The sequence below is a fragment of the Yoonia sp. genome (genome assembly GCF_042093035.1).
In the GTDB taxonomy this organism is placed as follows: Bacteria; Pseudomonadota; Alphaproteobacteria; order Rhodobacterales; family Rhodobacteraceae; genus Yoonia.
This window is the reverse complement of record NZ_JBELFI010000008.1, coordinates 1-16,321: the sequence shown is the minus strand read 5'-3', so window position 1 is coordinate 16,321 and position 16,321 is coordinate 1. Positions and strand designations below refer to the sequence as shown.

Here is a 16,321-nt window from a genome sequence, read left to right as displayed (position 1 = left end):
TCTGCAAAGACCAACCCCGATTTGCGCCTAGAAATCACGCACTTTGTGGCGATCCACTTTGTAGACGATCCGCGCACGCAAAAACAGATAAAGCGGCAGGCCAAAGCTGAGCCCGACACCGAATGTCGCAGGAATTGCGATGAGCGAAAGCCAGTTCTTGCTCGAAAACGCCTCATAGAGGATCCAGATCGTCAAGGTAACGGCAGCAATGGTCAGATCCCAGACCAGACCGCTGGTCGCGGCATTGGCGTGCCAGGCATCTACCATCGCCATAATGTCCCAGCCTTCGGCCTGAAACCACGTGACGAAGTAATACATCGGGTGCACCGCACCCCAGATCGCCAAAAGAAGAAATACGTTGCGCATCAGATACCTACTCCGATTGATACTGTTCCATTGGAGGCCCCGACATTCGCGCCCGTAGTGAGGCCACCGGACCCCACGCCAATGCCGACACTGGCGGTCGGTGCGAAAGGCGCACCATCTGCACCGCACGCCGACAAGGCGGCGAGAGCCAAAATCAAAGACAGACGTTTCATTTCAATACCTCTTTCCACTGCGCCACCTGCGCGCGCACGCCAGATGGGGCTGTCCCGCCGAAACTTGTGCGTGACGCGACCGAATTTTCGACCCCTAGCACATCAAACACATCCGCACGTATCCCGTCATGGATCGTTTGCATTTCGGTCAAGGACAGATCGGGCAAGTCACAGCCCTTGTCTTCTGCCATCGCGACCAATGATCCCGTTACATGGTGTGCGTCCCGGAAAGGTAGCCCAAGTTCGCGCACCAGCCAATCGGCCAAATCCGTCGCGGTCGAAAATCCGCTTGCGGCGGCCGCTTTGAGGTTCTCACGCTCCGCCGTCATGTCAGACACCATGCCGGTCATTGCAGCCAGCGCCAGCATCAGGTTGTCGGCGGCATCAAAGGTTTGTTCCTTGTCTTCCTGCATGTCTTTGGAATAGGTCAGCGGCAGGCCCTTCATCACGGTCATCAGCGCGACATTGGCGCCGAAAATCCGGCCAATCTTGGCGCGGATCAGCTCTGCGGCGTCTGGATTGCGCTTTTGCGGCATGATGGATGATCCGGTCGACCATTTGTCGGACATTTTCACAAAGCGGAATTGCGCTGAGGACCAGATGACAAGCTCTTCGGCCAAGCGGCTCATATGCATCGCGCAAATACTCGCGGAGGCGAGGAACTCCAGCGCGAAATCGCGATCTGCGACGGCGTCCAGTGAATTGGCCATCGGGCGATCAAAGCCCAGCGCCTCTGCCGTCATTTGACGATCAATTGGGAAAGACGTGCCCGCAAGTGCTGCTGCCCCCAAAGGCGAGGTATTCATCCGCTTGCGCGCGTCCGCAAAACGTGACCGATCGCGTGCGAACATTTCCACATAAGCCAGCATATGATGGCCCCATGTGACAGGTTGTGCGGTCTGAAGATGCGTAAAGCCTGGCATGACCCAATCGGCACCGGCCTCTGCTTGCCCCAGCAAAGCCAACTGCAAAGCGGCTAGCGCCTCATCCGCCTGATAGCATTGGTCACGGACCCAAAGGCGGAAATCTACAGCGACCTGATCGTTGCGCGACCGTGCCGTGTGCAAACGCCCCGCCGGTTCGCCGATCAGGTCACGCAAACGCGCCTCCACGTTCATGTGGATGTCTTCCAGCGCTGTCGAAAACGGGAAATCCCCCGTTTCAATCTCTGACAATACGGTGAGAAGGCCTTCCCTGATCGCCTCTGCATCGCTATCTGAGATGATACCCGTGGCGGCCAACATGGCCGCATGGGCGCGTGAACCTGCGATGTCCTGCGGTGCAAGGCGGCGATCATATCCGATTGAGGCGTTGATTGCCTCCATGATCGCGTCCGGTCCGGCGGCAAAACGCCCGCCCCACATGGTGTTTGCGGAATTCGTCATAAAGGAAACCCTATGCGCAAGTTAATCTCAGCCCTGCTTTATACGGCCCTTATCGCCGTTGCAAACGCCAGCAACGCCGATATCGCAACCGCAGAGGCCATGCGCGAGGGCGATATGCGCAAGTTGATCTTTCACAGCGCACCGATTGAGACGACAGACGTCAGCTTTTTCGCTGAAAACGGCGACGAAATATCGCTCGCTGATTTTGAAGGCAAATTTATTGTGCTGAATTTCTGGGCCACCTGGTGCGCGCCTTGCCGAAAGGAAATGCCGGATCTGTCGCGTCTGCAAAGCGCATTGGGTGGCAATGATTTTGAGGTTGTTACAGTCGCCACCGGCCCCAACCCCCGTCCAGCAATGGAGCGCTTCTTTGCCGAAATCGGAGTTGATAACCTGCCCTTGCACACAGACCCGCGTCAGCGCTTTTCGCGCAGCATGGGCGTTCTTGGCCTACCTGCGACCGCCATCATCAATCCCGAAGGTCGGGAAATCGCGCGGATGCAGGGCGAAGCGGATTGGTCCAGTGACAACGCAATTGCAATCATGCGGGAATTGATGGGCAAGGCGGATTAAGCGCGTCCGGCGGTTGCCGATAGCAAAAGCGGGTCGATACCGAGAAGATTCAAGGCGGCGGTCCACTTATCGCTAGCCTTGGCGCCAAACACGACATCCGTCGTCGGCGCACAGGACAACCAGCCGTTCTGGGTGATCTCGAACTCCAACTGACCCGGTCCCCAACCCGCATAGCCCAAGGCCAGCAATGACAGGTCTGGCCCCGCTCCTTTTGCCATGTCCTCAAGCACTTCCAGCGTCGCAGTCATACGAAAGGTCTCATTTACATTCACGGTGCCGGTACTGGCGCTGTAATCGCTACCATGCAGAACAAACCCGCGCTGACGCTCGACAGGGCCGCCGAAATAGACCTGCGCGTTGCTTGCCGCAGCAGCCTTGGATATCCCCAATTGTTTGAGTAGTTGCCCAAAGCCCACATTGGGCTGAGGCTTGTTGATTATCAGCCCCATCGCCCCTTCATCGGAATGCGAACACATGAAGATGACGGTGCTGGCAAAGCGCGGATCGGACATATCCGGCATCGCGATCAGCAGTTTTCCGGTCAGGTTGGCATCTGCGAGACTCATAACAACAGGATGAGAAACATCACAGGCCGACGCAAGCGCCAAGATTGCAAAGACTGGCGCAAACGTGACTTCCCTTTGCTGCGACTTTGTCAGATGAAAGAGGATGCGAAATATTCTGGCTGCCATATGCGCCCTCGTGGCCCTTCCGAACCTCGCTCTGGGGCAATCCTTCGACAATGTCGTTCAGGCCGAGGTGCTGACAGGCTGGCGGAGCGATGCGGCCACACATCTGGCCGCGATCAAGATCACACTGGCGCCCGGCTGGGCCACATATTGGCGCGCACCCGGCGATAGCGGCATCCCACCGCAATTCACCTTCGCAGGCTCCGACCAGATCACCAAGATTACCCCTCATTGGCCGACGCCAGAGGTGTTTGGCACCAATGGTTTACGGTCTGTCGGGTATTATGACACCGTCGTGATCCCCTTGACCGTCGATCTTGAAGGCGCTGCGCCGGATGTCGCGCTAGAGGGCGAAATGCTGATTGGCGTCTGCGAAGATATTTGTATCCCCGTCACATTGGGGTTCAGCGCGCTTCTGCCAGTCAAAGGCACAGCCGATAGTGCGATTACTGCCGCGCTCGCGGACAGGCCGACGCCGCAGGCGGCTGCAAATGTTGGTGATGTGACCTGTCGCATCGACCCTATCGCCGACGGTTTGCGAATGACCACGCAAGTCGCGGTCCCCAAGACAGGCGCGTCAGAGCATGTCGTCGTGGAAACACGTGACCCAAGCATCTGGGTATCGGAGGCAAAAAGCACGCGGAGCGGCGATACGCTGACATCGGTCGTCGATATGGTGCATCCCAGCGGCCAGGCATTTGCCATCGATCGGTCCGGCGTGCGGATTACCGTCCTTGGCTCTGACATGGCCGTCGATATTCGCGGGTGCAGCGCAGGCTAGCGCCCTGTCCGGCGTAGTCCTTGCCCTGCAAGTGCCACCGCGTAGATCACCAGCAAGACCGCGATCAATCCCACGGTGAAAACGCCAAATGCGGCACCAAACCCACGCTCCAAGAGTGGCAAAACGCCGCTCAGCGCGGGAAGAGGTGCGCCCGTCACCAAGAGCGGCGCAAGCGTCACCGCGAACAGTCCCGATGCGGCCAACGCCCCAAGTCCTGCAGGAACAAACATCGCCAAACGCCGTCCGCGCAAGGCCCGCTTTGCTGCTTTCACCTGCCGATGGACATCCATCTGCATCGCCATGACAGATGGCACGACAAGCAACACCAGCAACATCCCGAAACCAAGCCCAAACACCAGCGTCACGACCGTTGGCTTTAGAAATTCCGCCTGATTGGACCCTTCATAGAGCAAGGGCATCAACCCCAGCACCGTTGTCAGCGTCGTCAGCAAGACCGGGCGCAAACGATCCACAGCACCGTCGATAATCGCAGGCACCATCCCACGATCCCTGGCATATTCGTCAACCGTTGTGACCAGAACGATACTGTCGTTGATGATGATCCCGACCATGCCGATCAAACCGACCACCGTGAACATACTCATTGGAATGCCCCAGATATAGTGACCGTAAATCGTGCCAACCAAGGCAAATGGGATGATCGACATCACCACGACCGGGCGCGTCCAACTGCTGAAAATCCACGCAAGCGTGAGATAAATACCGAGCAGAACCAAAATCAGACCTGTGCGGGCATCATTGAGGAACCGCTGTTCCTGTTCGCTTTGCCCCGAGAGATTTGTCTCAATCGCGAAATTGCTTTCGATGCGCGGCAAAATATCATCATTTATCAACTCTTGGATTTCGATGGCGCGCGCTGCGTCATCACCATCCAGATCCCCAATGACAGAAATCAGCTGAATCCCGTTCTCACGGCGCACAGTTGAAAAACCGGTGCGGCTTTGCACAGTAACCACATCGGCCAAGGGGACATAAACCCCATCCGCTGTGCGGATTTGGGTCCGGTCAAGGAAGTCGGCGGACAGTTCACGAACAGGCAATTCAACACGGATCGTTGCGGATCGCGTACCCTGGGGGAAACTCGCCGCCTCAATCCCGCCAAGACGGTTGCGCAAGACGCGCCCCAATCCATCAATGCCCAGCCCCAACGCCTCACCTTGCGGCGTCAGCTCAAGGATCAACTCCTCCTTGTCGTAGGCGAGTGTATCTTCGAGGCCCGAAATCTCGGTGAATTGCACCAACTCGGATTTGAGCGCCTCCGCTGCCGCTTTCAAAGTGTCGCTATCGGCGCCGAACATCTGGACATCCAGACTGTCCCCACCGGGGCCGCGCCCCCAACTGCGGAAGCTGACAGTTTCGGCCATCGGGTGCTGGACGATGCTATCCTGCAAAGCGCTGACAAAGGCAAAGCTGGTGTAAGGGCGGCTGTCCGCGTCAATAAGCTCGATCGTGATTGCGCCCAGTTGATCGGGGTCTTTTGTGTCCGAACCTGCGATGGCGCGGCCGGAATTGCCGCCCACCTCTGCCACGACATAATTCAGCGGATTGACGCCGTGTTCAGCCTCATATTCGGCACCCAAAGCCTCAGCCGCGCGCTGCATCTCGCGCATCATCTCGAGCGTATCCTCGCGTGTCGCACCGGGCAGCATTGCGAAGTTGCCCGTAACCTGACTTTGTTCAGGCGCGTTGAAAAAACGCCAGCTGACATCACCCCGGATGAACAGCGTGACCTGACTGGCCAGCAAAACCAAGGCCATGGCAACCACCGGATAGCGGGCCTTGATGACCAACCCCATAAACGGGCGAAACAAGGTCTCCCGAAACCAGTCGAAACCCTTGTTCACAGTGCGCGACGGCCAGTCATACCAGTGGTCCTTGGCGGCATGTGCCATGGAATGGGCAAGGTGGTTAGGCAGGATCAGAAAACACTCCACCAGGCTGGCGGCAAGCACGACGATCACGGTAAAGGGGATGTCCGAGATCAGATCACCGAAGCGCCCGCCGATGATAACCAGACCAAAGAAGGCAATGATCGTGGTGATCGTGGCGGAAAACACAGGGCTGAACATGCGATTGGCCGCGCGTTCTGCCGCGACTGTCGGTGTCTCGCCCAATTGCCTGACACGAAAATCAGCATGTTCGCCCACAACAATCGCGTCGTCCACCACGATGCCCAAGGTGATGATTAAGGCAAACAACGAGATCATATTGATCGTTATGCCAACGATATACATCAACGCCACCGCGGCCAGCATCGCAGCCGGTATGCCAAATGCGACCCAAAAGGCCGTCCGCGCGTTCAAAAACAAGAACAGCAGACCAACGACCAACATCAGGCCCGTCAGCCCGTTGTCCAACAAGATGTTCAGGCGTCCCGAAATGAACTCCGACCGCCCGTTGGTCAGCGCAATGGAGACACCTTGCGGCAGCGAGGCTGTCAACTCTCTTGCGACATCTTCGACCGTTTCCTGCATACCTATCGCATCGCCCTGGGCCGATCTTTGGACACGTACCTTGATCGCCGGATCATCACCCACGAAATATGCGCGGTTCCTGTCGGTCCCTTCAACTGTCACCGCCGCCACATCAGCGATTGTCAGCTGAGAGCCATCAGCGTTGGAGCGCAAAACAATCGCCTCGATGTCTTCGGCAGAGCGTTTCGCCACACCTGTGCGTACCCGCGCACTTCCCGATACATCGCCCGCAGGATCAGCCTCGGCTTCCTCGGCAATCCTTGCGGCAATATCAGACAGTCCGATGTCATATTGAATGAGCGACAATGACGGCACTTCGACAATCGTCGATGGCGCAGCCACCCCCTGTACAATGACCTGCGTCACGCCTTCGGCAAAAAGCCGCGCAGCAAATTCATCAGCGAAACGCCCCAATTGGTCCACTCCAACGGGTCCGGTAATGACCACATCCGTGACCCGGTCAGACCACCCACCGCGCCGGACCGTCGGGTCTTCGGCATCGGCTGGCAGGTTGTTGTTGCTATCCACAGCCAATTGCACGTCTTCCGCGGCGCGTTCGATGTCATATCCGGGGTCAAATTCCAGACGGATGGAAGCGCTGCCTTCGCGGGATGTAGATGACGACGATGTTACCCCTTCCACGGCCAGCAAGACAGGTTCCAACACTTGCACAATCGCGGCATCGACATCCTCTGCGCCGGCCCCTTGCCATGCAACAGAGACCGTCAGGTCATCAACCACCACATCGGGGAAGAATTGCGCGCGCATGTTGGGAAATGCAAACAACCCTGCCGTCAGCATCAGCACCAAAAGCAAGTTCGCCGCAGTTTTATGGCGGGTGAAATAGGACAGGATGCCACCTGCCCTTTGGTTCAGCATTTCGCCGCCGGTGACCATCAGCTGCCCATCCGGCTTTCGAGGCGTGCGACTGTCTGGGATGAGACCTCATCCGCTTCAAGCTGGCCAATGATCCGTGCTTTGACTTCCTCAGGCATCCGGCCCTCGCTGACGAAGGCAATCAGCTTGGCGCGACGATCCGCGTCCAGCGTAATCATGTCAGGTGCGTCGGCGACCTCTGGCCCGCCGGGTTGGATCGGACGGACCTTGATGCCTGCGCCCAGCAATGGTGAGCGTTCAGCGACAATCGTCGCGCCAGCATGATTGCCCACTGAAATGATGACATCATCCCCCTGCCTGCGCAGCAACGCGACAGAGGCGACCTGCAACCTTTCGTCATCGCCCACGACCAAGACAGTTTCATCAGCCGCAACGGCGGTCGCAGGCACCAGGGCCACATCTGCCAAAGGCGGCTCATCGATGCGCACGGTGACAAAATCGCCGGGCCGAAAGCCGGGGGCGGCATCGAGTTGCGCAAAGAGCAGACGCCCGGTTTGCCCTGCCCCAACGGTCGCCCCTTCGCGGGTGATGCGCCCGTCAGCCCGCAAATCCACACCTGAAACATCAAGCGTCACCCGCACGGGGGATTTTGTCAGCGCGCCCGCTTCGTCCAGAAGCCGGGCATATTGGCCGGTTGAGACGCGAAAGGAGACCTCCAGCCGGTCTGGATCGACAAGCTGGGCAAAGCGTTCGTTTGCCGTAACCCGCCCCCCGGGGCTGACTGTGACTTCCGCCAAAGTCCCGTCGAAAGCAGCGTAAACTTCGGTTTCAGACAGGTCACGTTCTGCCTCTGCGACGCTGATCTGGGCGCGCGCCAATCGGGTGTTGGCCTGATCTATCCGCGCCTGCGCCGAAGCAAGCGCCTGCCTGCGTGACAAAACCGAAGCATCAGCGGACGACACGGCAAGCTCTGCCGCTTCAACGGCTGCCGCAGTGCCGACACCGCGATCGGACAAGTCCTGCGCCCGCGTCAGAGCCTGCGCGCGCAAACTGGACTGCGCACGCGCGGCGCTCAGTTCATCGTCGGCAAGGACAAGCGCACGCTCCGCATCGCGCAACTCTGCCTGTGCATCCTGCAGATCGGCGCGTACCCGATCCAAGGCGGCCTGCGCCTGAACAGGGTCAATGCGCAACAGAAGCTGACCTGCCCCAGCGGTGCCGCCTTCAACCAAAGCGTCACTGACATCCAGCACAGTGCCACCTGTCGCACTGCGCAAATCAAGGGTCCGCTGGCTGCGCAGTTCACCGAAAACGGTCAATTCTGGCACAATGGTTTGCGGTTGAAGTGTTATGACATTTACCGCCAGGACCCGCTCGCGTTGCGGAAAACTGCGCGGCTCTTCGTTCATGCGGTCCGCGACCGCGCTACGCACCATTTCACCCGCCCACGCCAACAGCGCCAACGTCAACGCCAGCAGAAATACGCCTGTCAAACTGCGCCGCAAAAATCGCATTCACTTCGTCCTTAGCCTGCGCCCTTAAACCTAGGCGAAAAAGCCGCGCATTCCAGTAATACGCACGACCTCGTTATTTCCGTCGCAGGTGTTCATCCAATCGCGGCATGATTTCTACAAAATTGCAGGGCCGGTGCCGGTAGTCCAGTTGGCGCTCAAGGATTTCATCCCAAGCATCTTTGCACGCCCCCGGAGACCCCGGAAGCGCGAATAAATAGGTCCCCTGCGCGACACCGGCCGTTGCACGGCTTTGCACGGCACTTGTACCGATCTTCTGCATACTCACGATGGTAAAAATCGTCCCGAAGGCGTCAATTTCTTTCTCGTAGACATCACGGTGCGCTTCAACGGTAACGTCCCTGCCCGTCAGACCCGTTCCACCGGTCGAGATAATCACATCAACGCCCTTATCCGCGCACCACGCGCGCAGTTGACCTGCGATCTGCTCACGCTCATCCGCGATGATCTTGCGATCAACCACGGTGTGCCCGGCCTTTTGGATGCGATCCACAAGTGTTTGGCCAGATTTATCATCCGCCAGCGCGCGCGTATCGCTGACAGTCAGAACAGCGATACGGATCGGTACAAAATCGAGGCTTTCATCTATGCGGCTCATCGCGGTCTCAGAGGCAAGGGTTGGAGACGGGCAGGCGCGGGATTGACAGCATTCCGGTTACTTCCGCGCGGCTGTCGGGGCTAAACAGGCGATCGGCAAGGTCAGTCATCACATCAAGGTTTGAACAATACGGGCGCGCACCATCGATTTGCGATGCCACGAGCGCATCAAAACGGGTTTGAACGGTGGCCTGATCCACCGATGGAACAACATTGGCAGCATAAAAGGACAGAACTTCCTCAAGATAGGTGCGCTGAATGACTTCCTGTTCTGCAGGCAGGCTGACTTCGCAGGCCTGCACCGTGCTTTCAATCGTCGCAAGAATACTGACAAAACAGCCGACCGCCGCCTCACCGCTTTCGTCAATGCCGGTGAACTCGCGCGGCTCATTGGGGTCGTGCAGCAAAATCACATCACCCATCTGCAAGGCGGAACGCGCGGCAGAAATATCCTCCACAGCCTCCGCGTTTTCGGCAAAAATCGCTGGATAATCAATCAGATCAAGCGGGTCAGCCAGTGCAGGCCCCGCGAGAAGAATGGCCAGTGTTGCGAGTTTTTTCATGCGTGATGTCCTTGTCAGTCGCGAAGATGGGCTTTGAGTGAAAGTAGATCTGCCCACGCGTCGCGTTTGGCAATCGGGTTGCGCAGCAGATAGGCCGGATGGAACATTGGCAGACAAGCATTTCCCAGAACTTCTGTCCAGTTGCCGCGCATCCGCGTGATTCCCGTCCGCCCCAGAAGCGCCTGACAGGGGGTGTTGCCCATCAAAATCACGACGTCCGGGTTCGCAAGAGCAATATGACGCTCCAGGAACGGCAGCATCATCGCAATTTCGCGGGCATCGGGCGTGCGGTTCGATGGCGGGCGCCACGGCAGCACATTCGTGATATACAGGCTATGTGCCGCATCCGCGTTTTTGCGTCCCATCGCGATGGCCTCAAACATGCGGTCCAGCAATTGCCCGGCGCGACCGACAAATGGACGCCCGGCGCGGTCCTCTTCGCGGCCGGGGGCTTCGCCGATAATCATCACGCGGGCCGCCGGGTTGCCATCGCAAAACACAAAACTGCGCGCACCACGCCTGAGTTCGCAATGCTCAAAGGCCTGCATGGCGGCTGAAAGGGCATCAAAATCGTTCGCCGTTGCCGCTGCCGTGCGCGCGGCATTGACCGCATCAACCTCCTTGACTGCCACTGGCGCAGCCGTTGCGGTCTTGCTGTCTGGCTTGGTTGTCCTGACCGCGGGGGGCAGTGTTTCCAAGTGATAGCGGTTCACCGGCGCATCCAAAATCGCGTCGGTTGCCCCCAACTCCACCTGCCATTCCAGCAATGCGCGGTCGGCCCAATATGTCTCGCTCGAATCCATGTTTGACACGTTACGCCGGATCGTCACGGATGTGCAGTGCCTGCAGCATTGATGCAGCCCGCCTACCCCCCTATAAGGGCACGAACCGCATTCACGAGGGTCCAATGACATTCCGCGCCAAGCACCTTTTGGGCATCGAACCGCTCCACCCGACAGAGATCACGACCCTTCTGGATTTGGCAGACAGCTACGCCGATCATAACCGGCGCGGTGTCGCGCACCGCGATGTGCTGGCCGGGCTGACGCAGATCAACATGTTCTTTGAAAACTCTACCCGCACACAGGCGAGTTTTGAACTGGCGGGCAAACGTCTGGGTGCGGATGTGATGAATATGGGAATGCAGGCATCGTCGATCAAAAAGGGCGAAACGCTGATTGACACGGCACTGACCTTGAATGCGATGCGCCCTGATTTGCTGGTTGTGCGGCATCCGCATTCGGGCGCAGTTGATCTTTTGGCGCAGAAGGTGAATTGTGCGGTCCTGAATGCAGGCGACGGCAAGCATGAACACCCCACACAAGCCATGCTGGATGCGCTGACGATCCGCCGCGCGAAAGGGCGGTTGCATCGCCTGTCCATCGCGATTTGTGGCGACATCGCGCATAGCCGCGTGGCGCGATCAAACATCATGCTTCTGGGCAAGATGGAAAACCGGATCAGACTGATTGCACCGCCCACGCTGATGCCATCCGGCGTGGCCGATTTCGGGGTCGAGGTCTTTGAGAGCATGGAAGATGGCCTCAAGGACGTCGATGTGGTCATGATGCTCCGCCTGCAGAAGGAGCGAATGGACGGTGGTTTTATCCCTTCCGAGCGCGAATATTACCATCGCTATGGGCTGGATGCTGCGAAATTGGCCCATGCCAAGCCTGATGCAATTGTCATGCACCCTGGCCCAATGAACCGTGGCGTGGAAATTGACGGCACGATTGCTGACGACATCAACCGATCGGTTATTCAAGAGCAGGTGGAAATGGGGGTTGCGGTGCGTATGGCGGCGATGGATCTTCTCGCCCAGAACATGCGGGCCAACAAAGCGCCGGTGATGGTATGACGCTGGACATCCGTGCAAACGATCACGGCGCAATCTATGTGCTGGAAATAGCTGGCGACATGCCGTTGGGTCTGTCCGACAAAACAGATGAGGCGATGATGGCCCTGTTGGGCCCAATCGTTGTGAATAGGGACTATGTCGATGTCATTGAACCAGCCACGCTCACGGATATGAGCGTCCTACAGTTGATTGAGACCGGCTACTATATGCCCGTCGATGAAGCGACCGCCGACAGCATCAATGCAACGCGTGGCACCATTGTCCTCATCATGTCGGCCGCATTCGCGGGCCAAGCCGTAAAGATGCGCCTGCCGCAACATGTGCGCCATGTCGCGACATTGCGCGAAACACCCGCCATCAAGGTCACGGATCAACTCAGCGCCCAAAGCACCGTGGGCAACCTGTCGACTGCACCTGTCAAACCGCCAAAGTCCGACGCCCGCGTCAGCGGCATCGTCGCGACCAGTGCGTTGTTGGTAATGTTCGCCCTTGTCGGTTTGATGATATGGATTGGCAGATGACGGGTTCTCCTTTCATAATTCGCGCAAAAGGCCCTGTCCTATGACCGTTACATTCTTCGCCAATGCACGTTTGATTGATCCGGTCGCTTTGACCGAAAACATCGGCGGCCTGCTTGTTGAAAACGGACAGATCAAGGCGGTGCTGGATGCTGGCGAAAAGCCCCCCGCCTCTGCCAATGTGATCGACTGTGGCGGGTTTTGCCTCGCGCCGGGGATTATCGACATTGGCGTGAAAGTTTCCGAGCCCGGTGAACGGCACAAGGAATCGTTCCGCTCCGCCGGTCGCGCGGCCGCCGCTGGTGGCGTGACGACGATCGTGACGCGACCAGATACGCTGCCCACGATTGATACACCCGAAACACTGGAGTTCGTCGAGAGGCGTGCGCAACAGGACGCCCCGGTGCATGTTCTGCCAATGGCCGCCCTGACCAAGGGCCGGACAGGTCGCGAAATGACCGAGATCGGCTTTCTGCAGGATGCTGGTGCGGTTGCCTTCACCGATTGCGACAGGGTCGTCAGCAACACCAAGGTCTACAGTCGTGCGCTGACCTATGCCCGTTCGCTGGATGCGCTCGTGATCGGGCATGTGCAGGAGCCGATCCTGTCTGACGGGGCGGCTGTGACCTCTGGCAAGTTCGCATCCCTGCGCGGCTTGCCGGGTGTCAGTCCGATGGCTGAACGCATGGGCCTTGATCGCGACATCAGCTTGCTTGAGATGACCGGCGCGCGCTACCATGTGGATCAGATCACAACCGCCCGCGCTCTTCCCGCGTTGGAGCGCGCCAAGCGCAACGGTCTGCGGATCACAGCAGGCGTCGGCGTGCATCACCTGACGCTCAACGAATTGGACGTGGCCGATTACCGGACGTTCTTCAAGCTCAAGCCGCCATTGCGCAGCGAAGAGGACAGGGTCGCCGTCGTGCAAGCGGTCGCCGAAGGGCTGATTGACATCATCTGCTCCATGCACACCCCGCAAGACGAAGAAAGCAAGCGTTTGCCCTATGAAGAAGCCGCAAGCGGTGCCGTCGGTCTGGAGACGCTTTTGCCTGCCGCCTTGCGGCTTATGCACGCCGAAATGATCGATTTACCGCGGCTTTTCCGTGCGCTGTCACTCAACCCCGCAAAGCTTTTGGGGCTTGCGGCAGGCAGATTACAGCGTGATGCGCCAGCTGATCTGATCCTTTTCGATCCGGACGCACCGTTTCAACTGGACCGCAGCACGCTGCTCTCGAAATCGAAGAACACGCCATTTGACGGCGCGCGCCTGCAAGGCCGCGTGTTTGGCACATGGGTGGATGGCACACGCATCTGGGAGGGCTCATAATGCCTGAGATTACGCTCGACTATTCAGTGATCGCCCTTTGGGGTGTGATTGGTTATCTGCTCGGTTCAATCCCCAGCGGGATCATCATTGCGCGTTTGATGAATTTAGGCAATTTGCGCGACGTGGGATCAGGCAATATCGGCGCAACCAACGTGCTGCGCACAGGCAATAAGAAGGCAGCCGCGCTTACGTTGCTTTTTGACGCAGGCAAGGGCGCGATTGCGATTTTGCTTGCGCGACAATTGTCATCAGATCAAGCCGTCCATATAGCCGGACTGATGGCCTTTTTAGGCCATTGCTTTCCCGTCTGGCTGCGTTTCAAAGGCGGCAAAGGTGTTGCCACCTATTTCGGCATCATTTGGGCAGCGGCTTGGCCTGCAGGGGTTGCGGCATCGGCTATTTGGCTCGCGATTGCCGCCATTTCGCGCTATTCGTCCTTGGCGGCGCTCTTTGCTGCGGGCTGGACACCGATCATTCTGGTTTTCGTCACAGACGGCAATTACTTCTTGCTTGCGGCAGCCTTGGGTCTGCTGATCTATGCCCGTCATGGAGCCAATATCGCGCGATTGCGCGCCGGGACGGAAACGAAAATCGGCGCAAAATCCTAGTAGCTGTATTCTGCGTAAATCCGTTTCAAATCACCGCCCCATTCACCATGATACTTGCGCAATAGCTCATCCGCGGGGGTTTCACCGCTTTCAAGCGTCTCATTGAGTGCGTTCAGAAAATGCGTTTCATCAGGGACCAGACCACCCGCCCCCGGCATGGCGCGCGCGCGCAAGCCAGCCTCCGAGATGGCGACGGCTTCACGGGCAAGCGTATACATGTCGATCCCGTCAACCTTTGCCTGCAATCCGTCAACAGAGGCCGCAACGCGCAGAGCCTCACGTTGTTCGGTCGTCCAGTGCTTGCAAAGATCCCACGCCGCATCGAGCGCTGTCTGGTCGTACATCAGACCAACCCAGAAAGCCGGCAACGCGCATAAACGACGCCAAGGACCACCATCCGCCCCGCGCATTTCGATAAACTGTTTGACCCTTGCTTCGGGGAAGACCGTTGTCAGGTGATCTGCCCAATCCGACAGCAGTGGCTTTTCGCCCGGCAATGCAGGCAATTCACCTTTCAGAAAGTCGCGGAACGACATGCCCAAAGCATCGATATATTTTCCATCGCGGTAAACGAAGTACATCGGCACATCGAGCACCCACTGCACCCAAGCCTCAAATCCAAAGCCGTCCTCAAAAACGAATGGCAGCATACCGGTGCGCGCATCATCAAGATCGCGCCAGATGCGTGAGCGCCAGGATTTATGCCCGTTCACTTTGCCTTCAAAGAACGGAGAATTGGCAAAAAGTGCTGCGGCCACGGGCTGCAAAGCCAGCGCGACGCGCATTTTCTGCACCATATCCGCCTCTGATCCGAAATCGAGATTGACCTGCACCGTGCAGGTCCGGCGCATCATGGCGGTACCCATGGTGCCAACTTTTTCCATGTAGTTGTTCATCAGCTTGTAGCGGCCCTTGGGCATCAAGGGCATCTCTTCATGCACCCATTCTGGTGCCGCACCGAGCCCGATGAATTTCACGCCGATCTCATCTGAGACTGATTTGACTTCCTCCAGATGTGTATTCACTTCATCGCAAGTCTGGTGGATCGTCTCAAGCGGGGCGCCAGACAGTTCCAGTGCGCCACCCGGCTCAAGGCTGACATTGGCGCCGTCTTTGGTCAGGCCAATGATGTTGCCTTCTTCCTCAACACGGTCCCAGCCAAATCGGGTCTGGAGCCCTTCAAGCACGGCCTTGATGGATCGCTCCCCTTCATAGGGCAGCGGTTTTAGCGTGTCCTTGCAGTAGCCGAATTTCTCATGCTCGGTGCCAATGCGCCAATCTTCCTTTGGTTTACACCCTTTGGAAAGCACCTCAGCCAACTGATCGTGACTTTCGATAAGGCCGCCGCCGGATTGTGGGATAGACATGGGCGCAGGCCTCCGCTGAAATTCACGCATCTATCGGTGACCTGCCCTGCACGCGCTGTCAATGCAAGAGCGGTTTCACACGGCTCCACACGGTTACCCGCGCATCAGGTGTGTGCGAAAGCACATCCAACACGGTCGATGTTTTTATGTCAGGCAATGCGGCGAAGACATCAAAAAGACCCTCAGCCCCCTTCGCATTGATCGGAATGGACAGGCGATTGCCTTCGATGCTGGTCAAAATCCAGCTCGGTGCGGGATGACTTGAAGGATCAATTTCAAGGCGCGACAGGTCAGCGACATCGATCACACCGCCATCAAGCGGGCCAAAATAGGCAAGGCGGCGTTCCCTGATCTGGACAACGCCGGGCCCGTCGCCGCCTTGGGCAAAGCGCGCACGCTGGATACCCGCAACGCCCCAACCGACGCCAATCACGAAAAAGATATATCCCAGCCATTGGTTTATCCCGACACCAGTGAGCGCCCACCACAGCCCAAGCGCCAGAACGACGCCCGCGAGCAGAAGCTCGCGCCAACGCCAAAAGAAGGCGCGGGCTTCGGGGCGCAAGAAGTTATTCATGCTTTGCCCAATCACCGAGGGCCTGCTGCCAAACTGTCAGCGCCGCCACAGCCGCGGTATCCGCGCGCAAGATCC

Annotated in this window: 17 protein-coding genes; 6 read left to right on the top strand and 11 right to left on the bottom strand. The window is 58.1% G+C overall.

Going from position 1 to position 16,321, the window contains the following annotated elements:
* Positions 1 to 27: 27 nt before the first annotated feature.
* The 3 genes from ACFDSS_RS02485 to argH are packed head-to-tail and all read right to left on the bottom strand — an operon-like array spanning position 28 to position 1,924.
* On the bottom strand, positions 28 to 366 hold the full coding sequence (locus ACFDSS_RS02485) for a DUF2834 domain-containing protein (RefSeq protein ID WP_375254178.1): 339 nt from the start codon (positions 364 to 366) through the stop codon (positions 28 to 30).
* Entirely contained in the window at positions 366 to 539 is a 174-nt protein-coding gene (locus ACFDSS_RS02480; protein WP_375254177.1) for a hypothetical protein, read from the bottom strand. Before ACFDSS_RS02480 ends, ACFDSS_RS02485 begins: the two co-directional genes overlap by 1 nt.
* Complete coding sequence (gene argH / locus ACFDSS_RS02475; protein ID WP_375254176.1) at positions 536 to 1,924, bottom strand: argininosuccinate lyase; 1,389 nt, start codon at positions 1,922 to 1,924, stop codon at positions 536 to 538. Before argH ends, ACFDSS_RS02480 begins: the two co-directional genes overlap by 4 nt.
* Before the next feature lie 12 nt (positions 1,925 to 1,936).
* Between argH and ACFDSS_RS02470 the strand changes: the two genes are divergently transcribed.
* Complete coding sequence (locus tag ACFDSS_RS02470; RefSeq protein ID WP_375254175.1) at positions 1,937 to 2,497, top strand: TlpA disulfide reductase family protein; 561 nt, start codon at positions 1,937 to 1,939, stop codon at positions 2,495 to 2,497.
* On the opposite strand, the gene ACFDSS_RS02465 is transcribed toward ACFDSS_RS02470, so the two are convergent.
* Complete coding sequence (locus tag ACFDSS_RS02465; RefSeq protein WP_375254174.1) at positions 2,494 to 3,063, bottom strand: YqgE/AlgH family protein; 570 nt, start codon at positions 3,061 to 3,063, stop codon at positions 2,494 to 2,496. The genes ACFDSS_RS02470 and ACFDSS_RS02465 overlap by 4 nt on opposite strands.
* A 103-nt stretch (positions 3,064 to 3,166) precedes the next feature.
* Here ACFDSS_RS02465 and ACFDSS_RS02460 point away from each other — a divergent pair, with 103 nt between their 5' ends.
* Positions 3,167 to 3,967 (top strand): protein-disulfide reductase DsbD domain-containing protein, encoded by an 801-nt coding sequence (locus ACFDSS_RS02460; RefSeq protein WP_375254173.1) that lies wholly within the window; start codon positions 3,167 to 3,169, stop codon positions 3,965 to 3,967.
* Here the strand turns inward: ACFDSS_RS02460 and ACFDSS_RS02455 are convergent.
* The 5 genes from ACFDSS_RS02455 to ACFDSS_RS02435 form a co-directional block, all read right to left on the bottom strand.
* The gene (locus ACFDSS_RS02455) at positions 3,964 to 7,359 is read right to left on the bottom strand and encodes an efflux RND transporter permease subunit (RefSeq protein ID WP_375254172.1); all 3,396 of its coding nucleotides are present in this window, start codon (positions 7,357 to 7,359) and stop codon (positions 3,964 to 3,966) included. The genes ACFDSS_RS02460 and ACFDSS_RS02455 overlap by 4 nt on opposite strands.
* Complete coding sequence (locus tag ACFDSS_RS02450; RefSeq protein WP_375254171.1) at positions 7,359 to 8,813, bottom strand: efflux RND transporter periplasmic adaptor subunit; 1,455 nt, start codon at positions 8,811 to 8,813, stop codon at positions 7,359 to 7,361. Before ACFDSS_RS02450 ends, ACFDSS_RS02455 begins: the two co-directional genes overlap by 1 nt.
* Positions 8,814 to 8,886: 73 nt before the next feature.
* The gene (moaB, locus tag ACFDSS_RS02445) at positions 8,887 to 9,429 is read right to left on the bottom strand and encodes a molybdenum cofactor biosynthesis protein B (protein WP_375254170.1); all 543 of its coding nucleotides are present in this window, start codon (positions 9,427 to 9,429) and stop codon (positions 8,887 to 8,889) included.
* A 7-nt stretch (positions 9,430 to 9,436) separates the two neighbouring features.
* Complete coding sequence (locus ACFDSS_RS02440) at positions 9,437 to 9,991, bottom strand: hypothetical protein (protein WP_375254169.1); 555 nt, start codon at positions 9,989 to 9,991, stop codon at positions 9,437 to 9,439.
* A gap of 14 nt (positions 9,992 to 10,005) precedes the next feature.
* Positions 10,006 to 10,794, bottom strand: coding sequence for a uracil-DNA glycosylase family protein (locus ACFDSS_RS02435; protein WP_375254168.1), 789 nt, complete (start codon positions 10,792 to 10,794; stop codon positions 10,006 to 10,008).
* Between the two features lie 104 nt (positions 10,795 to 10,898).
* Between ACFDSS_RS02435 and ACFDSS_RS02430 the strand changes: the two genes are divergently transcribed.
* The 4 genes from ACFDSS_RS02430 to plsY are packed head-to-tail and all read left to right on the top strand — an operon-like array spanning position 10,899 to position 14,302.
* A complete protein-coding gene (locus ACFDSS_RS02430) occupies positions 10,899 to 11,849 on the top strand; it encodes an aspartate carbamoyltransferase catalytic subunit (RefSeq protein ID WP_375254167.1) in 951 nt (316 codons plus the stop codon).
* Positions 11,846 to 12,370 carry a hypothetical protein gene (locus ACFDSS_RS02425; RefSeq protein ID WP_375254166.1) on the top strand — a complete coding sequence of 175 codons (525 nt, stop codon included), beginning with the start codon at positions 11,846 to 11,848 and terminating at the stop codon, positions 12,368 to 12,370. Before ACFDSS_RS02430 ends, ACFDSS_RS02425 begins: the two co-directional genes overlap by 4 nt.
* Positions 12,371 to 12,410: 40 nt before the next feature.
* Positions 12,411 to 13,694, top strand: coding sequence for a dihydroorotase (gene pyrC, locus ACFDSS_RS02420; protein ID WP_375254165.1), 1,284 nt, complete (start codon positions 12,411 to 12,413; stop codon positions 13,692 to 13,694).
* Positions 13,694 to 14,302, top strand: a complete 609-nt coding sequence (gene plsY, locus ACFDSS_RS02415) for a glycerol-3-phosphate 1-O-acyltransferase PlsY (protein ID WP_375254164.1) — start codon at positions 13,694 to 13,696, stop codon at positions 14,300 to 14,302. The genes pyrC and plsY overlap by 1 nt, the downstream gene beginning before the upstream one ends.
* Here plsY and ACFDSS_RS02410 read toward each other — a convergent pair.
* Both ACFDSS_RS02410 and ACFDSS_RS02405 read right to left on the bottom strand, forming a co-directional pair.
* Positions 14,299 to 15,669: a glutamate--cysteine ligase gene (locus tag ACFDSS_RS02410; RefSeq protein ID WP_375254163.1), complete on the bottom strand. Its 1,371-nt coding sequence runs from the start codon at positions 15,667 to 15,669 to the stop codon at positions 14,299 to 14,301. The two genes, plsY and ACFDSS_RS02410, sit on opposite strands and share 4 nt — an antisense overlap.
* 58 nt (positions 15,670 to 15,727) lie before the next feature.
* Positions 15,728 to 16,246, bottom strand: coding sequence for a hypothetical protein (locus ACFDSS_RS02405; RefSeq protein WP_375254162.1), 519 nt, complete (start codon positions 16,244 to 16,246; stop codon positions 15,728 to 15,730).
* Between the last annotated feature and the right edge of the window lie 75 nt (positions 16,247 to 16,321).

What these genes read in the sequence shown, in the direction of transcription:
- ACFDSS_RS02485 (WP_375254178.1), bottom strand. Translation starts at nt 366, where the DNA reads ATGCGCAACGTATTTCTTCTTTTGGCGATCTGGGGTGCGGTGCACCCG.
- ACFDSS_RS02480 (WP_375254177.1), bottom strand. Translation starts at nt 539, where the DNA reads ATGAAACGTCTGTCTTTGATTTTGGCTCTCGCCGCCTTGTCGGCGTGC.
- argH (WP_375254176.1), bottom strand. Translation starts at nt 1,924, where the DNA reads ATGACGAATTCCGCAAACACCATGTGGGGCGGGCGTTTTGCCGCCGGA.
- ACFDSS_RS02470 (WP_375254175.1), top strand. Translation starts at nt 1,937, where the DNA reads ATGCGCAAGTTAATCTCAGCCCTGCTTTATACGGCCCTTATCGCCGTT.
- ACFDSS_RS02465 (WP_375254174.1), bottom strand. Translation starts at nt 3,063, where the DNA reads ATGAGTCTCGCAGATGCCAACCTGACCGGAAAACTGCTGATCGCGATG.
- ACFDSS_RS02460 (WP_375254173.1), top strand. Translation starts at nt 3,167, where the DNA reads ATGCGAAATATTCTGGCTGCCATATGCGCCCTCGTGGCCCTTCCGAAC.
- ACFDSS_RS02455 (WP_375254172.1), bottom strand. Translation starts at nt 7,359, where the DNA reads ATGGTCACCGGCGGCGAAATGCTGAACCAAAGGGCAGGTGGCATCCTG.
- ACFDSS_RS02450 (WP_375254171.1), bottom strand. Translation starts at nt 8,813, where the DNA reads ATGCGATTTTTGCGGCGCAGTTTGACAGGCGTATTTCTGCTGGCGTTG.
- moaB (WP_375254170.1), bottom strand. Translation starts at nt 9,429, where the DNA reads ATGAGCCGCATAGATGAAAGCCTCGATTTTGTACCGATCCGTATCGCT.
- ACFDSS_RS02440 (WP_375254169.1), bottom strand. Translation starts at nt 9,991, where the DNA reads ATGAAAAAACTCGCAACACTGGCCATTCTTCTCGCGGGGCCTGCACTG.
- ACFDSS_RS02435 (WP_375254168.1), bottom strand. Translation starts at nt 10,794, where the DNA reads ATGGATTCGAGCGAGACATATTGGGCCGACCGCGCATTGCTGGAATGG.
- ACFDSS_RS02430 (WP_375254167.1), top strand. Translation starts at nt 10,899, where the DNA reads ATGACATTCCGCGCCAAGCACCTTTTGGGCATCGAACCGCTCCACCCG.
- ACFDSS_RS02425 (WP_375254166.1), top strand. Translation starts at nt 11,846, where the DNA reads ATGACGCTGGACATCCGTGCAAACGATCACGGCGCAATCTATGTGCTG.
- pyrC (WP_375254165.1), top strand. Translation starts at nt 12,411, where the DNA reads ATGACCGTTACATTCTTCGCCAATGCACGTTTGATTGATCCGGTCGCT.
- plsY (WP_375254164.1), top strand. Translation starts at nt 13,694, where the DNA reads ATGCCTGAGATTACGCTCGACTATTCAGTGATCGCCCTTTGGGGTGTG.
- ACFDSS_RS02410 (WP_375254163.1), bottom strand. Translation starts at nt 15,669, where the DNA reads ATGTCTATCCCACAATCCGGCGGCGGCCTTATCGAAAGTCACGATCAG.
- ACFDSS_RS02405 (WP_375254162.1), bottom strand. Translation starts at nt 16,246, where the DNA reads ATGAATAACTTCTTGCGCCCCGAAGCCCGCGCCTTCTTTTGGCGTTGG.